Origin of the sequence: Gluconobacter sp. NFX36, from assembly GCF_049887835.1 — a bacterium.
Classification (GTDB): Bacteria; Pseudomonadota; Alphaproteobacteria; order Acetobacterales; family Acetobacteraceae; genus Gluconobacter; species Gluconobacter japonicus_A.
The window spans coordinates 121,144-137,206 of record NZ_JAGEKJ010000006.1 but is presented as its reverse complement, the minus strand read 5'-3'; the positions used below and the strand labels follow the sequence as shown (position 1 = coordinate 137,206).

The window sequence follows — 16,063 nt, the reverse complement described above, 5'->3', positions numbered from 1 at the left end:
TTTCCCGGCAGAGGGCTGCCGGGAGCCATCGCAGAGGAGCGATCCCATGCCCGCCATCACACTCCCCGACGGAAGCGTCCGCACGTTCGACGGGACCGTGACGGGCACGACTATCGCCGCCTCCATCGGTCCGGGGCTGGCAAAAGCCGCCCTGGCCATGGAGGTGAACGGCAGGCTCGTCGATCTCGCGACCGAGATTGCGGACGATGCGGCCGTCAAGTTCGTCACCAAGAAGGACGACGCCTCCCTTGAAATGATCCGCCATGACGCGGCCCATGTTCTGGCAGAAGCCGTACAATCGCTCTGGCCGGAAACACAGGTCACGATCGGTCCGAGCATCAAGGACGGCTTCTATTACGATTTCTCTCGTGAGAAGCCGTTCACGCCGGATGACTTCGAGGCCATCGAAGCCAAGATGCGCGAGATCGTTGCTGCCAACGCACCTTTTACCCGGGAAGTCTGGGATCGTGGCGAAGCCATTCGCTTCTTCGAAGAGAAGGGTGAGGACTTCAAGGCCGAACTGATCCGCGATCTGCCGGAAGACGAGCAGATTTCGATCTACCGTCAGGGCGAATGGCTCGATCTCTGTCGCGGTCCGCATCTGCGCGGCACGGCGGACGTCGGAACAGCGTTCAAGCTCATGCGTGTGGCCGGTGCCTACTGGCGCGGTGACCATCGCAACCCCATGCTGACCCGCATTTACGGCACAGCCTGGCGCGACAAGAAGGAGCTGGAGGCTCATCTGACGCGTCTGGAAGAAGCCGAAAAGCGCGATCATCGCCGCATTGGCCGCGAGATGGACCTCTTCCACATTCAGGAAGAAGCCGTCGGGCAAATCTTCTGGCACCACAAGGGCTGGCGTCTGTACACGGTCCTTCAGGACTACATGCGCCGGGCGCAGGAGCGGAACAACTACGAAGAAGTCCGCACCCCGCAGCTCGTGGACCGCGCCCTCTGGGAAGCTTCCGGTCACTGGGACAAGTACCGCGAGAACATGTTCATCGCGCAGGTTGAGGATGAGGACAAAACCCTCGCCCTGAAGCCGATGAACTGCCCGTGCCATGTGCAGATTTTCCGTCATGGCCTGCGGTCTTACCGTGAACTGCCGCTGCGTATGGCAGAGTTCGGCGCGTGCCATCGTTATGAGCCGTCCGGCTCACTGCATGGCATCATGCGCGTTCGTGGCTTCACGCAGGATGATGCCCATATCTTCTGCACGGACGACCAGATTGCGGATGAAACCGCAAAATTCGTGAAAATGCTGGCCGAGGTTTACACCGATCTGGGCTTCGAGAGCTTCCGCGTGAAGTTCTCGGATCGCCCGGAGACGCGTGCTGGCTCCGACGAAGTCTGGGATCGCGCCGAAGGGTCGCTCAAGAAAGCCTGCGAAATCGCTGGCGTCGAATACGAGTACAACCCTGGCGAAGGCGCTTTCTACGGCCCGAAACTGGAGTTCGTCCTGACCGATGCAATCGGTCGTGACTGGCAGTGCGGTACGCTTCAGGTGGACTATGTTCTGCCGGAACGTCTGGATGCGTCCTATATTGGCGAGGACAGCCAGCGTCATCGCCCGGTCATGCTGCACCGTGCGATCCTGGGCAGCTTCGAGCGCTTCATCGGCATTCTGATTGAACAGTATGCAGGCAAGTTCCCGCTTTGGCTGGCACCGACGCAGGTTGTCGTGGCCTCCATCGTGTCCGACGCGGCGGATTATGCCACGGAAGTTGCCACGAAGCTGAAGGCCGCCGGTCTTCAGGTTGAGACTGACGTTCGCAACGACAAGATCAACGCCAAGATCCGCGAACACAGCCTTGCCCGTGTCCCGGTCATTCTGGTCGTCGGACGCCGCGAGGCGGAAGAGCGCAAGGTTGCCATGCGTCGCCTCGGCGGAGCGCAGCAGGAAATCCTTGGACTCGACGAAGCCGTCAAAGCCCTCTCAACTGAAGCAACTCCGCCGGATATTGCGCGCTTTTCTGAGGATTGTGCTTAATCCTCTTGCACCCGGAAGGGCGCGGGACTATGTGCAGAAGGAACGGGATCGGTAAAGACCGCATCCCGCCCTTTTTCGTGAAGGGCGGGGCGTAAGGTCAGTGCTGATTCTTGTATGAGAATTACGACAGGAGCTGACCATAGCTAGACCGCCGATGCAGGCCGCGCCCACACGTGAAGGACCGCGCGTCAACGAGGAAATCCGTGTTCCGCAGGTTCGTCTGATTGACGAAGAAGGCGAAATGCAGGGTGTTATGTCGACCCGCGATGCCCTGATGCGTGCTTTCTCGGTTGGCCTTGACCTGCTGGAAATCAGCCCGACGGCTGTTCCGCCTGTTGTGAAGATTCTGGACTACGGCAAGTTCAAATACGAACAGCAGAAGAAGAAGAACGAAGCTCGCAAGAAGCAGAAGGTCATTGAGATCAAGGAAGTGAAGGTTCGTCCGGGTACGGGCGAGCATGACTTCCAGACAAAACTCAAGGCCATCAATTCGTTCCTTGATGACGGCGACAAGGTGAAGGTTTCCCTGCGCTTCAAGGGTCGTGAAATGGCTCACCAGGAGCTTGGTGCCAAGATGATGGAGCGTATCCGCGCCGAAGTCGAAGAAAAGGCCAAGGTTGAGCAGATGCCACGCATGGAAAACCGCCAGATGCTGATGGTCATCGCACCGCGCTAAGGCTGTTCTCCACTTTGGATTACGGAAAAGCAGTTACCTTCGGGTGGCTGCTTTTTTTGTATCCGACCTTCAGATGATCGGCGGCTTTTCCTGACAGGAACGATAAACGCTCATCAGGCGGTCAAGAGTTCCGCGCACGTCCTCTACAACACTTTCCCAGTCGCCTGATTCGGGCTGACGGAAAATCCGCATTGTCGGATACCATCCAGTCTGGCTACCGCTGTCTCCCCATCGCCAGCACGCATCCGCACGGGAGAGCATCCACACGGGCAACCCAAGGCCGCCCGCAAGATGGGCGATGGATGTATCAACCGTAATCAACAGATCCACACCGTACAGCCGCGCTCCAGTATCCTGAAAATCCAGAATACCCTCCGTTCCCTCCACCAGAGGCAGCCCTGAAGCTTCAATCTGATGCCTTGGCAGCCCCATCTGGAAGCTGACAAAGCGTATGCCCTGAACCGAGAAAAGAGGCGCCAGATTTTCCAGCAGGATGCTTCGACGACGGTCCGTCTGTGTCGCTCGCAGATCGTGAGAACGGGGATCTCCTCCCCAGACCAGCCCGACAATGAAATCTGGCTGTTCTGGATTTCCCTGCGCCAAACTCCGCAGAAGATTTCCCTGTCGTACACTCTCGTCGGCCGGCACGGAAAGATAGGGCACCGGTCCGACACAATCAGACTCCAGCCTGAGCCGGGCCGGGAGACTCATCAGCGGGCAGTGATAGTCAAAACGCTCTTCAGGTGGGATCAAAGAAAAAACCCGGTCCACACCCTCAACGCGTTCCATGAGACGGACAAGTGGAACTGGTACCTGCATCACAACACAGGCGCCTGCGGCTGCCAGCAGGGAAACAAGACGCACAAAATGCAGAGTGTCCCCATAGCCCTGCTCATGATGCACAAGGATCGTCTTGCCCTGGAGGTCTTCCCCTTCCCAGACAGGGGCCTTGAGGTCTGCCCTCACCGTGCGGGAAGACTGCCAGCGCCATTCGTATTCCTGCCATCCTTCCCGAAAGACGCCTGCTTTCAACAGCGCTGCCGCACGTCCAAAACGGATAACAGGATGAGACGGAGCCTGCAGAAGCGCGGTATCATAAAAGACGATCGCTTCCGCAGACCGGTTGAGACATTGCAGGACATGGCCTGCATTATTAAGCGCATGGATATCGTCTGGCCGGAGGGACAAGGCCAAACGCACCAGACACAGCGCCTCCTCAAATCGTCCCATTCTGGAGAGCACCATACTCAGATCCGTAGCATAGTCAGGAACATCCGGGGCCTGAGACACCGCATGCTCCAAAGCATCCAGCGCTTCTGGCAAATCTCCTGCCTGAAGACGCACGATGCCAAGCCTATGCCATACGCGCGATGCTTCTGGTCCGGACTGAAGGGCTTTTTCGTAAAACGCTGCGGCTTTTCCCCAATACTGGAACCGCTCATACAGTCCCCCCAGAAGGAAAGCGCTTTCCGAACGATCGGGTAACAGGCTCTCAGCCTCTTGCAAGGCCTCCAGCGCATCCCCTCTGCGTCCGGCCTCATCCAGACTGACGGCAGCACGCAGAGAGGCTGTAAAATTATGAATATCAGGAGAAAACGGGTCGGGGGCAAAGAGGGTCATGCGGGCTCCTACCGCCCCATCTCTAGGTACTCTCCCTTAAAAACTTCCTAAAAAACCTCAGATTAGCCTTCTGTTATGCGCGGCCTTGTTCTGAACCATGATGAGCCAGACCGAAGCTAAATCCTCCCCCAAAGCATGGAAACATTGCCCCGGATCTGCGGCCATGGCTCCACTTCCATCAGGGATGCAAACTGGCTGTAACATCAGAGGCAATTTTCTGGGTCTCTTCCCGACCGTCTTCTGCTCGGTCATTCGTATAGAACTCGCGAACCACGGCATCATCCAGATCCGTCATGGTAAAATCGCCTGACTGTGGTTTCCTGTGCTTCACGAAGCCGCCGAGTATCGTCTCGGACGTGTCGTAATCCTTGAGCTGCGGATTGGTTAGCGCCACCATGGAGACATATTCGAACAAGGATGGCCAAGAAACACCTTCCATTTTGGAAAGGTCCACGGTGATGGCCATGTACTTGATATCTTCATGCCGGATCGCCCCAAGAAACGACGTCATCGGAATTTCGCCAATATATAGCGCCGTTGCTCTTCCTCCCCCAAAACGTGGAGGCAGGTTTCCATTCAGGAGATGCGTTCCTGTTTGTCCGTTGTATTCGATCCCCACATCAGAAAACCAGCGGACAGGATAATCCTGTCGAATAGCATGACGGACGTCTGCGGGCGGCAGACGGAAATTGTCTGCAAAAGCTGTCGAAACACGGAAATTATCTATGACGCCCGGTGCAACGTCGATCCCCTGCATCAGATAGGGATCGCGCTCCAGAATATGATCGATAAGATCATCTTCATGAACCGTGGCCAGAATGAAAAGCTGCGGGATTGGACAGTGCGCTTTGACCGGAATCCCATATCTCGCAAACCGATCTTCCAGATGGGCCTCGAACTGCTTTTCCACATCCGCAGGAAAGCCGACAAATTGCGGGCAAACCATCTGGTTCCAGCGGGCAATCTGGCGATCGGTCCTTGGTTGGACGATCTCCTCAACCGCATGACTGGTCTGGTCTGAGGAATATCCTTTAACGACCAGATGCTCCTGCGCATAAGCGCCAGAGCTTGCGAGGCATAAAAGAACGACAACAGCAGAAAGCCAGACCCGCATGACACATCCCCTCTCGGTGAATCATGTCAAAATATGTCTATAGGTTTCTACCAGCAAACCATTTCTGAGAGAAAATGGAGTTTAATGCCCGATTTTTCGCATAATCTTTTGAAGGACGGGCCGCACCCTCAGGAAATGGCCATACAGATACTCAAGTCCCCGAAGCATAAGCGGAAACCGCGCGATTTCGCCCAGTGGCCTCAGGGCGGGAATGGCACGCCACATGGCTGCGAAAGCCGCGGCACCGTCATACATCTGCTCCCCTTCTCTCGCATGGAAGCGCTCCAGAAGCTCATGTCGGCTTAAAGGACAGTCTGCTGTCTGGCTGGTCGCATCAATGAACTGGATATTTCTACGCCAATCCAGCCGACGCATCAAAGCAATTTCTTTCTGGCACAGGGGACAGTTGCCATCGTGCCAGACTGTCACCTGTGGCACGTCAGGGAGCCAGTTCAGCCTGAACACTCACGGTTACGCGCAAGGTCTGCTCCTGGGGGGTGCCCTGCGGAGGCGTAAAAGAATCCCCTGACGCACGCGCAGCCATCAGCATGACCGGACGGGGCCCAGGTTCCATGGAAGAAACGCGCACCTGCTTCAGGCGAACAACATGCAGCCCGAGCGTTCTGGCGCTCTCCTCCGCTTCCTTACGGACTTTTTGAAGGGCCTGTGTGCGGGCCTGCGCAAGGAGTGTCTCACGGGTTTCGGAATCCAGAGACCACTCCAGACCATCCATCATCAAGCCATGGCTCTGCAGCTTGCCGGACAAGTCCAGAAGCGCCACGGCTTCCTTGCCGCTCAGACTCAGATCCTGACGCGCCGTCCACCGCGTCGGACCATGCTCGGGTGTCTGGTCAGACAGGGAATAGCTGCCCGCCTGGGCCTCAATCCCCGCTTGACCGGACGCCATCTTCATCGCATCGGCCATATGCGCATTCAGGGTCTTCTGAGCTTCAATCGCAGACGTGCTGTCAGCCCGCCCGAAGAGGCGCACCGTCAGAAGCGTAGGAGCCGCATGGGCTTCTCCCGTCACCGTGAAATCAAGCTGGGTTCCGTTAGGGCTGTCCTCGGCGCGGGCCTGACAGAAGGCGGCCAGCGATAAAACGGCCAAGGGCGTGACCAGACGGAATAAGCGTTTCATGAATGCTCCTGACTATGTTCCAGCAGAACCAACGCACGACGCAGCCTTGCGATCCCAGCGCGAAGATGGCGATGCTTGCAGAGCGTATCTCCTTCCGCCCGCAGCCGCTTTGCATCATCCATGGCACCAACCGGAATCCCATGCGGCATGGCCAAGAGCTGATCCACATTCCGGGTAAGCTGCGTACAGTATTCGGCACTGTCCGATGTCACGGAAATTGCGCCATCCTCTTTCCCGACCGCAGGGCGGGAAACCAGCGACTGAGACGGCCCATGCCCGGCGGGAGCAGCCGCAAGGCTTCCCATCAGGCCAAGACCCAGAAGACAGACAGTGGTGGGGGACAGAAGGCGCATCTCGCCTTCTTTAAGCCTTTTCACCTAAGCCACGTGTGAGGGAGGAATGAAACTTCCGTCATGCTGGCAATGTACTTTTTTTCTGAGCAACAGGCAGACTCAGCATCACCCGTAACCCCGGATGGCCATTCGCCAGTTCCATAGTGCCGCCGTGCAGGTGCACAACAGCCTGAACCAAAGACAGGCCCAAGCCTGCCCCCGGTGTATTACGAGCAGCTTCAGCCCGAAAAAAGCGCTCCGAGGCCCGCATCATATCCTGCTCCCCCATTCCTGGTCCCTGATCGGCCACCGAAATCGCAACGCTGCCATTCTGCATGGCAGCGGACAGGGTGATGGTTGAGTTGGCCGGAGCAAACTTGATCGCATTATCCAGCAAGTTGGCGACCGCCTGCTGTAAAAGATGCGGATCGCCGTTTACGGGAGCAATCTGGCCCAGCTTCAGGTCCAGCGTCAGACCAGCCTCCTCCATGGAGGCCTCATAAAGCTCGGTCAGGCCTTCGAGGAGAGGGCCGATGTCCAACACCGTGAAGGCAGCGCGCCGCGCGCCCGCCTCAAGCTGGGCAATGCGGAGCAATGCCTCGAAAATGGAAGTTACGCGATCCAGATCCAGCACAGCGCGGTCAATCGCTGCACGGAGTTCGTCTTTAGACGTCGCGGTCAGGCTCGCATCTTCCAGCCGGGCACGGGCACGGGCAATGGGGGTGCGCAGATCATGCGCAATGGCATTCGACACCTGTCGCACACCGTCCATAAGACGATTGATACGCTCCAGCATGGTGTTGACCGTCTGCGCCACAAGATCGGTTTCATTCCCCGTCAAGGGAATGCGACGGCTCAGATCACCCTGCGCCACGGCGGAGGTTGTGCGGGCAATCGAATGGACCACCTGTCGGAAAATCCGACGGATGGCCAATGTTCCACCAGCCGCCAGCAGAGACACCATGACCCACGCCCAGATGAGCGTATCCGTCAGAACATGCCGGACAACCTGACGCCCCCGGACGTCCCGGCCAACAATCAGGCGGAACCCTTCTGAAAGCGGGTAAGCATGCATTTTGGCCTGTGTTCGAAATCCGTCCCGCCGGATGGAGAGTTCATAAAACTCGTCCATCTGTGTGATGACGACCGGCCATCCGGGGAGATTGCCGGCATATTTCCGGCCGTCCGGGCCGACCAGAAGATAGAGTTCGTCATCCTCGACGTTCTGATCCAGCCGGTCCTGAATGGCGAGGGCCAGAGCAGCAGGGCCACCATGAACCCAGCGCTGCGCCAGATCATGCGCGTCCACCTGAACGGCGGCTTCAACCTGACGATCAAGCTGCCCGGTCGTGTTCCACCAGATGAAGGACAGAAACACACCGGCCGAGATGATAAACACCAGCCCGTAAGCGAGCGCAAAGTTCAGACCGGCAGACCGGATCGGCCAGCGAAGACGCTTTCCCAGCCGCTTGAGCCCACGCCAGATGTTCACGGATCAGTCCGCGCGCAGGATATAGCCGGCGTTCCGGATCGTGTGGATGAGGGGTGTCGCAAACGGCTTGTCCACCTTCTGACGAAGGCGGGAGACATGCACGTCGATCACGTTGGTCTGCGGATCAAAGTGATAATCCCACACGCGCTCCAGCAGCATGGTGCGGGTCACGACCTGCCCGGCATGGCGGATCAGGAATTCCAGCAGACGAAATTCGCGAGGCTGAAGATCAATCTTTTCATTGCCACGCTTCACCGTCCGGGACAGCAGATCCATTTCCAGATCCCCGACCGTCAGACGCGTCTGGGGAGCAGATTCCGGGCGCCCACGCCGACCAAGAGCTTCCACACGGGCCAGCAGTTCGGAGAACGCAAACGGCTTCGTCATATAATCGTCGCCGCCAGCCTTCAGACCAGCAACACGTTCATCGACATCCGCGAGAGCCGAGAGAAGCAGAACAGGCGTGGCGTTCTGCTGGCCACGCAGCGTTTCCAGAATACGCAGACCGTCAATACCACCCGGCAACATACGGTCCAGGATCACGACGTCATAATTCTCACTAACCGCCAGAAACAGACCATCCTTGCCGTTATCCGCTTCATCAACGACATGCCCGGCCTCGCGCAACCCTTTGAGAACAAAGGCGCGGACTGTGGAATCGTCCTCGACAAGCAGGATACGCATGGATGTTACTCTCTTCTTTCCGGACGACTGAACGCAGCGTCAAGCCTACAGAATACCGGCTTGTTTGCGTGGGTCAAAGTGAAGCGTTGTTCAGTTATCCGCATTCTTCGGGCGCGGACCGATATGAACAGGAAGTGTCAGATCCTTATCTCCACGACGGACCCCAAAATTCAGCACCATGCCCGGCTTGGCCGCAGCAATGCTGCGCAGCAGCATTCGGGCGCTGATCACGGGCGTTCCATCCACCTGACGGACGATATCGCCACGGCGCAGGCCACTTTTCTGGGCCGGACCACCGTTATCGACACCCGCGATGCCGACATCAGTGTCACTGTCATCCAGCGTGATCCCAAGCCAGCCATGTTCGGCATGACCCGTGGCTTCGATTTCCGCAACAATGGGCGCCACGATTTCGGACGGAATGCCGAAACCAATCCCGACCGAGCCACCCGCAGGCGTCACGATCGCCGCATTCACGGCCACAACCTGTCCACGCATATTGAAAGCTGGACCACCGGAATTACCCGGATTGATCGGCGCATCGAGCTGGATGAAATCATCCAGGGAACCAATCCCGAGATCACGCCCGACGGCTGAAACGATACCCGCCGTAACGGAAGATCCGAAACCGAACGGATTACCCGCTACGAGAATCCAGTCTCCGATATCCGTCTGTCGGCTGTCACCCCACGTGACGTGCGGAAGAGGCTCAGGGCTATCGACCTTGATGACAGCAATATCCGTCAGCGGGTCAGCCCCCAGAAGCCGGGCTGGCATTTCGTGGCCATTGGAGAGGGACACGACCACCTTGTCAGCGCCGCCAACAACGTGGCGGTTCGTGACGATGATGCCTGTCGCATCCACAATAAAGCCAGAACCCGCACCAACCATCTCATCCTGCTGGCGCTTCATGCGATCATGATAACGCTTTTCCAGCGGTGTTCCCTTGATTTGCGGGGGAACGTGGTCATGGCCGTCAGGACTGTTCTGGGTAATGGCAATATTGACGACAGCCGGGATGACCTGTCGGACGAGCGGCGCAAAACTCAGGGGGCCGTATTTGACCAGAAGTGGCGGAAGAGCTGGCGCTGCTGCGGGGACCGGAGGCTGCGTCGGGATACCGTGTGCATCCGTGCTTTCACCGGCCAAAGGACTGCCAGAAACAACGGGTGGCAGCGATTTGGCCACGGGCGGCTGAACCGTTGCAGAAGAGACCTGTGGTGAGGGTGAAGAAGTCCATGAGCTGCTGTCATGCGCGCGCCATGCGAGCATGAGCCCTACTGTCACGACAGTCGCTGTCCCTGCCCCGATTACTGCGGCCTGAAGAGAGCGATTCATAGGAAACAGGTCACGAACATCGTCATATTTCAGCTGCTAACACAAAATAGCCGAAGCTCCTAAAAGAAGCGCTACACGGGCGTTTTTGAGCGTCCAGGCTTTGCGCTCATATGCTACATAATGACATTTTTGGAAATCAAACAATTCTATGATTTCTATTTTTCTACTTTTTAAACTCACCTATCTTTCAGGCAGTTCTTCTCCTCCCTGAAAGATAATCCAATGTTCGCTTCCCTTCTTCCCCGTGATGCCCTCCTCCTTGCTGGGCGCCTTTTGATGGCCATCCTGTTCCTTGTCATGGGATGGGGAAAGCTGACCGACTTTCAGGCCGCAGTAGGCTATATGGTGCAGACAGGTGCACCCGTGCCGACCCTTTCTGCCGCTCTGGCCATCATCGTTGAACTGGGTGCCGGACTGGCGTTGGTGACCGGTTTTCTGATTGAGCCCGTGGCCATCATTCTCGCCCTGTATACGATTATTACAGGGCTGATCGGCCATCATTTCTGGACCATGTCCGGAATGCTCCGCTACGACATGATGATCCATTTCTACAAGAACATCAGCATTGCCGGTGGCCTTCTGATCCTTGCCTCTGCCGGAGCTGGGCGCTTCGTCCTTCGACTGCGCTGAGCGCTTGCGGCAAACAGGTCATTCCCGGATAGTAACGGACACGCCAATCCGTAAGGATCCAATATGCAGCTGTCCCGCCGCTCTCTGCTCGCCCACTCCGCGGGATTGGCATCCCTTGCGGCCTTACCGATACAGGTTCATGCACAGGCGCCCGGCCGCAAGATCATTTTGGATACCGATCCGGGTGTCGACGATGCCGTGGCGCTTCTACTACTCCATGGCACGCCTGGTATTTCAATCGTCGGGATCACCACAGCGGCCGGCAATGGCCTGATTGAAACCACGACACGCAATGCGCTGTATCTGGCAGACAGGTTTGGCATAACCGTTCCTGTCGCAAAAGGTCAGGGAGCATCTCTGAATGGCGTAACGTCCTCACCGCCTGTCACCATTCATGGACGGAACGCGCTGGGTGACATCCCTCTTCCCGCAGTCCGGAAAAAGCTCGATTCCCGTCCCGCCCATGACCTGATTATCGACCTTGTGCGAGCCAACCCTCACGAGATCACGCTGGTTGCAACGGGACATATGACCAATCTGGCCCTCGCCTTACGAAAAGCACCGGAGATTGCCGGGCTGGTTCGGGAGGTCGTGCTGATGGGTGGAGCGTTCGGGTATCATGGAGCGCGCGGAAACGTCACACCGGCCGCGGAAGCCAATTTCCATGGTGATCCACGCGCTGCAGACGAGATCTGTGCGGCAGGTTGGCCCCTGACGATCGTGGGGCTGATGTCACGACGCAAACCATCATGACGGATGCGTATTTCGCCGATCTGCGCCAACATGGCAGCAAAGCCGGGCAGTTCCTGTGGGACATTACCCGCGTTTACATGACTTTCCATCATGGGCTCGGCCTGAACGGTATTTACGTCAATGACGCCTCCGCCGCTGCCTACGTCATCGCCCCCGAACTATTCAAAACACAGAAAGGAGCTGTCCGGGTCGCAACGGAAAGCGTCGCTTTGGGAGAATCCATTCTGAAAGCTGATGGACGCGTCTATCCGCCGGGCGACTGGGATCATCGCCCTTCTGTGCAGGTCTGTACGGACGTGAATGCGGAAGGCGTCCGGGCCCTTTTCCGCAACGCCATCCTGCGACTGGGCTAACGCTTTGGCCTGGGCTTCGGTGGCTCAGCCGTGGTCGGGTCTTCCGGCCAGTCATGCCGAGGGTAACGGCCGCGCATGTCCTTACGCATATCCAGCCAGCTTCCTTTCCAGAAGCCTGCCAGATCGGCTGTAATCGCCTGAGGACGACCAGCGGGCGACAGAAGCGCACATTGAAGCGCGACCTGACCGTCGGCCAGCACGGGCGTTGTGGCTGTTCCATAAAAGGCCTGCGCACGAGCGGAGACTGTTGGAATCGCACCCGTGTAATCAATCTCGTGCGTGCTGGCTTTCAGCGTCAAACGTGGCGGTACTTTGCGATCCAACGCCGACAGATCAGCGTAATCCAGTTGCGCCCGCAGAATGGACAGAAGATCCAGCGCCTTGACCTGCGTTAAACGGTCACACCCCGCCAGATAAGGTTCGAGCCATTCCAAGCTCTGAGCCAGAGCTTCCACGGACAGATCCGGCAGATGAGGCGCATAGGTGATCCGGGCATGAGCGACACGCGCCTGAAACTGTCGGGTCGCGTCGGACCAGTCGAGAACTCGTGGCAGATCAGACTGGATCTGCTGGAGCAGGAGCGCCTGTGCTTCCTCTGGCGTGACTTCCGTATTGCGGTCCCGCAGGATCAGCGCGCCAAGACGAAGACGGCGCCGGGCAATGATGCGTCCGGAAGCACCATCCAGACTGGTCTCCACCTGTTCGGTCGTCCGGTCCAGTAGCGTCTGGGGCAGATTTTCCGCATCCAGAGGCGCGGCCAGGGTGATTTCTGTAGACGTCCGGGTATGAAAGGCCGCGGCAGCCAGCAGCTTTTCCCGTGCCAGACCATCATTGGCCGAGACCCGCGCGCTTCCTCCGCCTGCAAGACGAAAACGTCCCAGTTCGCCAGCCGCCTGCGCCACACGGTCTGGAAAACCGGCCGCCAGAAGTGGTCCGGCATGTGAGGGCATTGGGCTGAGGGGCAAATCCTTTCCGCCCATCCGCCGCAGGAAACGCTTGGCGGACTGACGCATGTGAAACAGGCTGGCGCGATCGGCACGGGGGTCATCGCGTTCAAAAAGAGCCAGACGCGTGCGGATGTCTGCTCCAGCCGAAGCACCTGCAGGTGTGTTCGGTCTTGGACGAAGAGGATCGCGCTCTTCCAGAAGGGCCGCAAGACAAGCCGCTGTGACGCGTTCGGGAATGGTCTTCGCCGCACAGAGCATCGCGGCCAAACGCGGATGAGTTCCTAATCCCGCCATCCGTTTCCCGAGCGGTGTGATGTGCCCCGCTGCGTCGATGGCGCCAAGGTCACGGAGCAATTCGCGGCCTCCTTTCAGAACCCCGGCAGGCGGCGCATCCAGTAGAGGCAGATCATCGGGAGACGTGCCCATGACGTCCTGCCAGGCGGCAGTCACAAGAGCAAAATCCGTCAGGTCTGCGACAAGAATTTCAGGCGCATCCTGTGGACGAAGCGCACGCTGCGTGGCTTCAGACCAGAGACGAATTGCGACACCGGGAGACTGTCGCCCAGCGCGCCCGGCCCGCTGGGTTGCTGTCGCACGGGAGATCTTCAGCGTTTCCAGCCGGGACAGACCCGTATTCGGGTCCAGACGGGGCGCCCGTCGAAGGCCACCATCCACGACAATCCTGACGCCTGAAACCGTCACGGATGTTTCTGCAATGGACGTTGCCAGCACGACACGACGGACGACGGACGGTGCAATCGCGCGATCCTGATCTTCCGTTGTCTGTTCACCATGAAGCGGGAAAACAGGCACGGACTCCCCAAGCAGCGCCTGCGTGCGGCGAATTTCACCAACACCCGGCAGGAAGGCGAGAATATCGCCCTCTTCTTCTGACCAGGCCTGTCGGATGGCTCGGGCGCAGGCCTCCGGCAGATCTCGGGGATGCGAGAGGTCCCGGGTGTGTCGGACATCAATCGGGTACTGCCGCCCTTCACTCTCGATGAGAGGCGCATTCATCAGTGTTGTAAAAGCGCGACCGTCCGGCGTTGCGGACATCGCCAGAATACGCAGATCAGGCCGCAGTTCGCGTTGAAGATCCAGACAGAAAGCCAGCGCGGCATCCAGATCCAGCGACCGTTCATGAACTTCATCGAACAGGACAGCACCAACGCCATCAAGAGTCGGGTCTGCCAGAAGGCGGCGAACGAGCAGCCCTTCCGTCACGACTTCGATGCGCGTTCTGCTGGAAACGGCAGAATCCGTGCGGGTTCGGAAGCCAACACGCTCGCCGGGACGTTCGCCGAGCGTGCTGGCCATGCGAGACGCAGCACCGCGCACGGCAACACGGCGCGGTTCCACAAGTATGATTTTCTGCCCGGCAAGCCATGGCGCATAAAGCAGCGCCAATGGAGTCAAAGTCGTCTTACCGGCGCCCGGGGGAGCCACCAGAACAGCATTGGGCTGCTGTTCAAGTACACTCAGAAGCTCTGGAAGAATAGCCGTGACCGGGAGATCCGGAGAAAGAAACGCGCTCAGGACGGAACTCCCGTGAAAAACAGAGGAAAAGGCAGAAACCGGTTATTTCAACGCAAAGCCCATCCGGTTCAGAACGTCCTTCATGACGTGCCGTCCACTCAGCCCGCGATAGCTGTCCACGCGAGTTGCAACAGTCTCGGACCATGCACGGGATGGAAGACCCTGCTCCTGCTGGTAAGCGTCAGCAACGCGATCATAGGCGGCGATGCCTTCTGGTTCCTGCGTCGCATCATACCGTTCCCGATGAACGACCACATCCTGACCGAGACGGGGCTTGTATCCGTTCTGATAGGCGGGATTGGGGCGACCAACACACAGGCCGACAACCGCAACGGTTTTGGGAGGAAGGTTGAGCAGTTTGGCGACGTCTTCCGGATGATTCCGCAAACCGCCGATATAGACAGTGCCAAGGCCCATGGACTCAAAGGCCGTCACGGCATTCTGGGCAGCGATGCCGACATCCAGCGTGCTCATGAGGAAGATTTCCTCATAATCCAGCGCTTCACTGCCCTTTCCAATACGCTCTGCAATCCGTTCCAGGCGAGCCAGATCGACGATCCAGGCCAGAAACAGAGGCGCGACTTCGATGTGCTTCTGGTTGCCGCAGAGTTCGGCCAGCTTCGCGCGTGTCTCAGGGTTTTCAACCGCGACGACGGACCAGACCTGAAGGTTGCTGGAGGTAGCCGCCGAAGACGCTGCCGCGATTCCGGCTTCCAGCGTTCCGGGAGGCAGCGCATCCGGGAGATAGGCCCGAACCGAATGGTGTTTCAGAAGGGTTTCAAGAACCGGATTGTCCGGCAGGTCTTTCGGGGCGTCAGTGCGATAGCGGGTCTGCCACAGGGAAGAAATGCCGGACATGGGTGTTCCTCAGTCTTCGTAAGTGATGAGTGCGTTCAGCGGAACGTCCAGTTTGTCACGTCCCTTGAGACCTGCAAGCTCGATCAGCACGCTAGCACCAACAACTTCTGCACCGACTTTGCCCAGCAGGTCGATGGAAGCCGCCAGTGTGCCACCCGTTGCCAGAAGGTCATCGAGAACAACAACGCGCTGACCCGGCTTGATGGCGTCTGCCTGAATATGCAGTTCGTCTTCGCCGTATTCGAGGCCGTATTTCAGGGAAATCGTCTTGCCCGGCAGCTTGCCTGGCTTGCGCAGCATGGTGAAACCACAGCCAAGGCGCTGTGCCAACGGAGCCGCCGTCAGGAAGCCACGGCTTTCGATTCCAGCCAGAAGATCCGGCTGCCATGCGGAAATGATGCGGGCCAGACGGCCTGTAGCAACCTGCCAGGCTTCGGCGGAACGGATCAGCGTGGAGATGTCGTAGAACAGAATCCCCGGCTTCGGGAAATCCGGAACCTCACGGATATAGTCCTTGAGGTTGAGCGGCTGGGGTTCCTTGAACGACATGGCGGCACTGCTTTCTTCTGGGCATGACAAACAGCGCGCCATGTAGGGGACTC

At 58.3% G+C, this 16,063-nt stretch carries 14 protein-coding genes and 1 pseudogene; 4 read left to right on the top strand and 11 right to left on the bottom strand.

The window, feature by feature from the left end; all coding sequences use genetic code 11:
* The first annotated feature begins 46 nt into the window (after positions 1-46).
* Both thrS and infC read left to right on the top strand, forming a co-directional pair.
* The gene (thrS, locus tag J4P41_RS08180; protein ID WP_426066728.1) at positions 47-1,990 is read left to right on the top strand and encodes a threonine--tRNA ligase; all 1,944 of its coding nucleotides are present in this window, start codon (positions 47-49) and stop codon (positions 1,988-1,990) included.
* Between the two features lie 154 nt (positions 1,991-2,144).
* Entirely contained in the window at positions 2,145-2,666 is a 522-nt protein-coding gene (infC, locus tag J4P41_RS08175) for a translation initiation factor IF-3 (RefSeq protein WP_010503474.1), read from the top strand.
* A 69-nt stretch (positions 2,667-2,735) separates the two neighbouring features.
* Here infC and J4P41_RS08170 read toward each other — a convergent pair whose 3' ends face one another.
* The 8 genes from J4P41_RS08170 to J4P41_RS08135 all read right to left on the bottom strand — a co-directional run bounded on the left by J4P41_RS08170 (position 2,736) and on the right by J4P41_RS08135 (position 10,384).
* Positions 2,736-4,286 carry a tetratricopeptide repeat protein gene (locus J4P41_RS08170; RefSeq protein WP_426066727.1) on the bottom strand — a complete coding sequence of 517 codons (1,551 nt, stop codon included), beginning with the start codon at positions 4,284-4,286 and terminating at the stop codon, positions 2,736-2,738.
* Positions 4,287-4,464: 178 nt separating this feature from the next.
* The gene (locus J4P41_RS08165; RefSeq protein WP_426066726.1) at positions 4,465-5,400 is read right to left on the bottom strand and encodes a hypothetical protein; all 936 of its coding nucleotides are present in this window, start codon (positions 5,398-5,400) and stop codon (positions 4,465-4,467) included.
* An 81-nt stretch (positions 5,401-5,481) separates the two neighbouring features.
* The gene (locus J4P41_RS08160) at positions 5,482-5,838 is read right to left on the bottom strand and encodes a thiol-disulfide oxidoreductase DCC family protein (RefSeq protein WP_426066725.1); all 357 of its coding nucleotides are present in this window, start codon (positions 5,836-5,838) and stop codon (positions 5,482-5,484) included.
* A 1-nt stretch (position 5,839) separates the two neighbouring features.
* On the bottom strand, positions 5,840-6,538 hold the full coding sequence (locus J4P41_RS08155) for an SIMPL domain-containing protein (RefSeq protein WP_426066724.1): 699 nt from the start codon (positions 6,536-6,538) through the stop codon (positions 5,840-5,842).
* The gene (locus tag J4P41_RS08150) at positions 6,535-6,891 is read right to left on the bottom strand and encodes a hypothetical protein (protein ID WP_061929716.1); all 357 of its coding nucleotides are present in this window, start codon (positions 6,889-6,891) and stop codon (positions 6,535-6,537) included. The genes J4P41_RS08155 and J4P41_RS08150 overlap by 4 nt, the downstream gene beginning before the upstream one ends.
* A 58-nt stretch (positions 6,892-6,949) precedes the next feature.
* Positions 6,950-8,362: an ATP-binding protein gene (locus tag J4P41_RS08145; RefSeq protein WP_426066723.1), complete on the bottom strand. Its 1,413-nt coding sequence runs from the start codon at positions 8,360-8,362 to the stop codon at positions 6,950-6,952.
* A 3-nt stretch (positions 8,363-8,365) separates the two neighbouring features.
* Positions 8,366-9,046, bottom strand: a complete 681-nt coding sequence (locus J4P41_RS08140; protein ID WP_010503464.1) for a response regulator transcription factor — start codon at positions 9,044-9,046, stop codon at positions 8,366-8,368.
* 90 nt (positions 9,047-9,136) lie between these two features.
* Positions 9,137-10,384, bottom strand: coding sequence for a S1C family serine protease (locus J4P41_RS08135; RefSeq protein WP_426066722.1), 1,248 nt, complete (start codon positions 10,382-10,384; stop codon positions 9,137-9,139).
* A gap of 222 nt (positions 10,385-10,606) precedes the next feature.
* Between J4P41_RS08135 and J4P41_RS08130 the strand changes: the two genes are divergently transcribed.
* Together J4P41_RS08130 and J4P41_RS08125 are read left to right on the top strand one after the other, a co-directional pair.
* On the top strand, positions 10,607-11,014 hold the full coding sequence (locus J4P41_RS08130; protein ID WP_426066721.1) for a DoxX family protein: 408 nt from the start codon (positions 10,607-10,609) through the stop codon (positions 11,012-11,014).
* A gap of 63 nt (positions 11,015-11,077) precedes the next feature.
* A pseudogene (locus tag J4P41_RS08125) lies at positions 11,078-12,120 on the top strand (nucleoside hydrolase).
* Here J4P41_RS08125 and hrpB read toward each other — a convergent pair.
* Genes hrpB through J4P41_RS08110 form a run of 3 tightly spaced genes read right to left on the bottom strand, consistent with a single transcriptional unit; the run spans position 12,117 to position 16,010 of the window.
* A complete protein-coding gene (gene hrpB / locus J4P41_RS08120; RefSeq protein ID WP_426066788.1) occupies positions 12,117-14,603 on the bottom strand; it encodes an ATP-dependent helicase HrpB in 2,487 nt (828 codons plus the stop codon). The pseudogene J4P41_RS08125 and the gene hrpB sit on opposite strands and share 4 nt — an antisense overlap.
* A gap of 42 nt (positions 14,604-14,645) precedes the next feature.
* On the bottom strand, positions 14,646-15,461 hold the full coding sequence (locus J4P41_RS08115) for an NADPH-dependent oxidoreductase (RefSeq protein ID WP_426066720.1): 816 nt from the start codon (positions 15,459-15,461) through the stop codon (positions 14,646-14,648).
* 9 nt (positions 15,462-15,470) lie between these two features.
* Positions 15,471-16,010 carry an adenine phosphoribosyltransferase gene (locus J4P41_RS08110; RefSeq protein WP_426066719.1) on the bottom strand — a complete coding sequence of 180 codons (540 nt, stop codon included), beginning with the start codon at positions 16,008-16,010 and terminating at the stop codon, positions 15,471-15,473.
* Positions 16,011-16,063 lie beyond the last annotated feature (53 nt).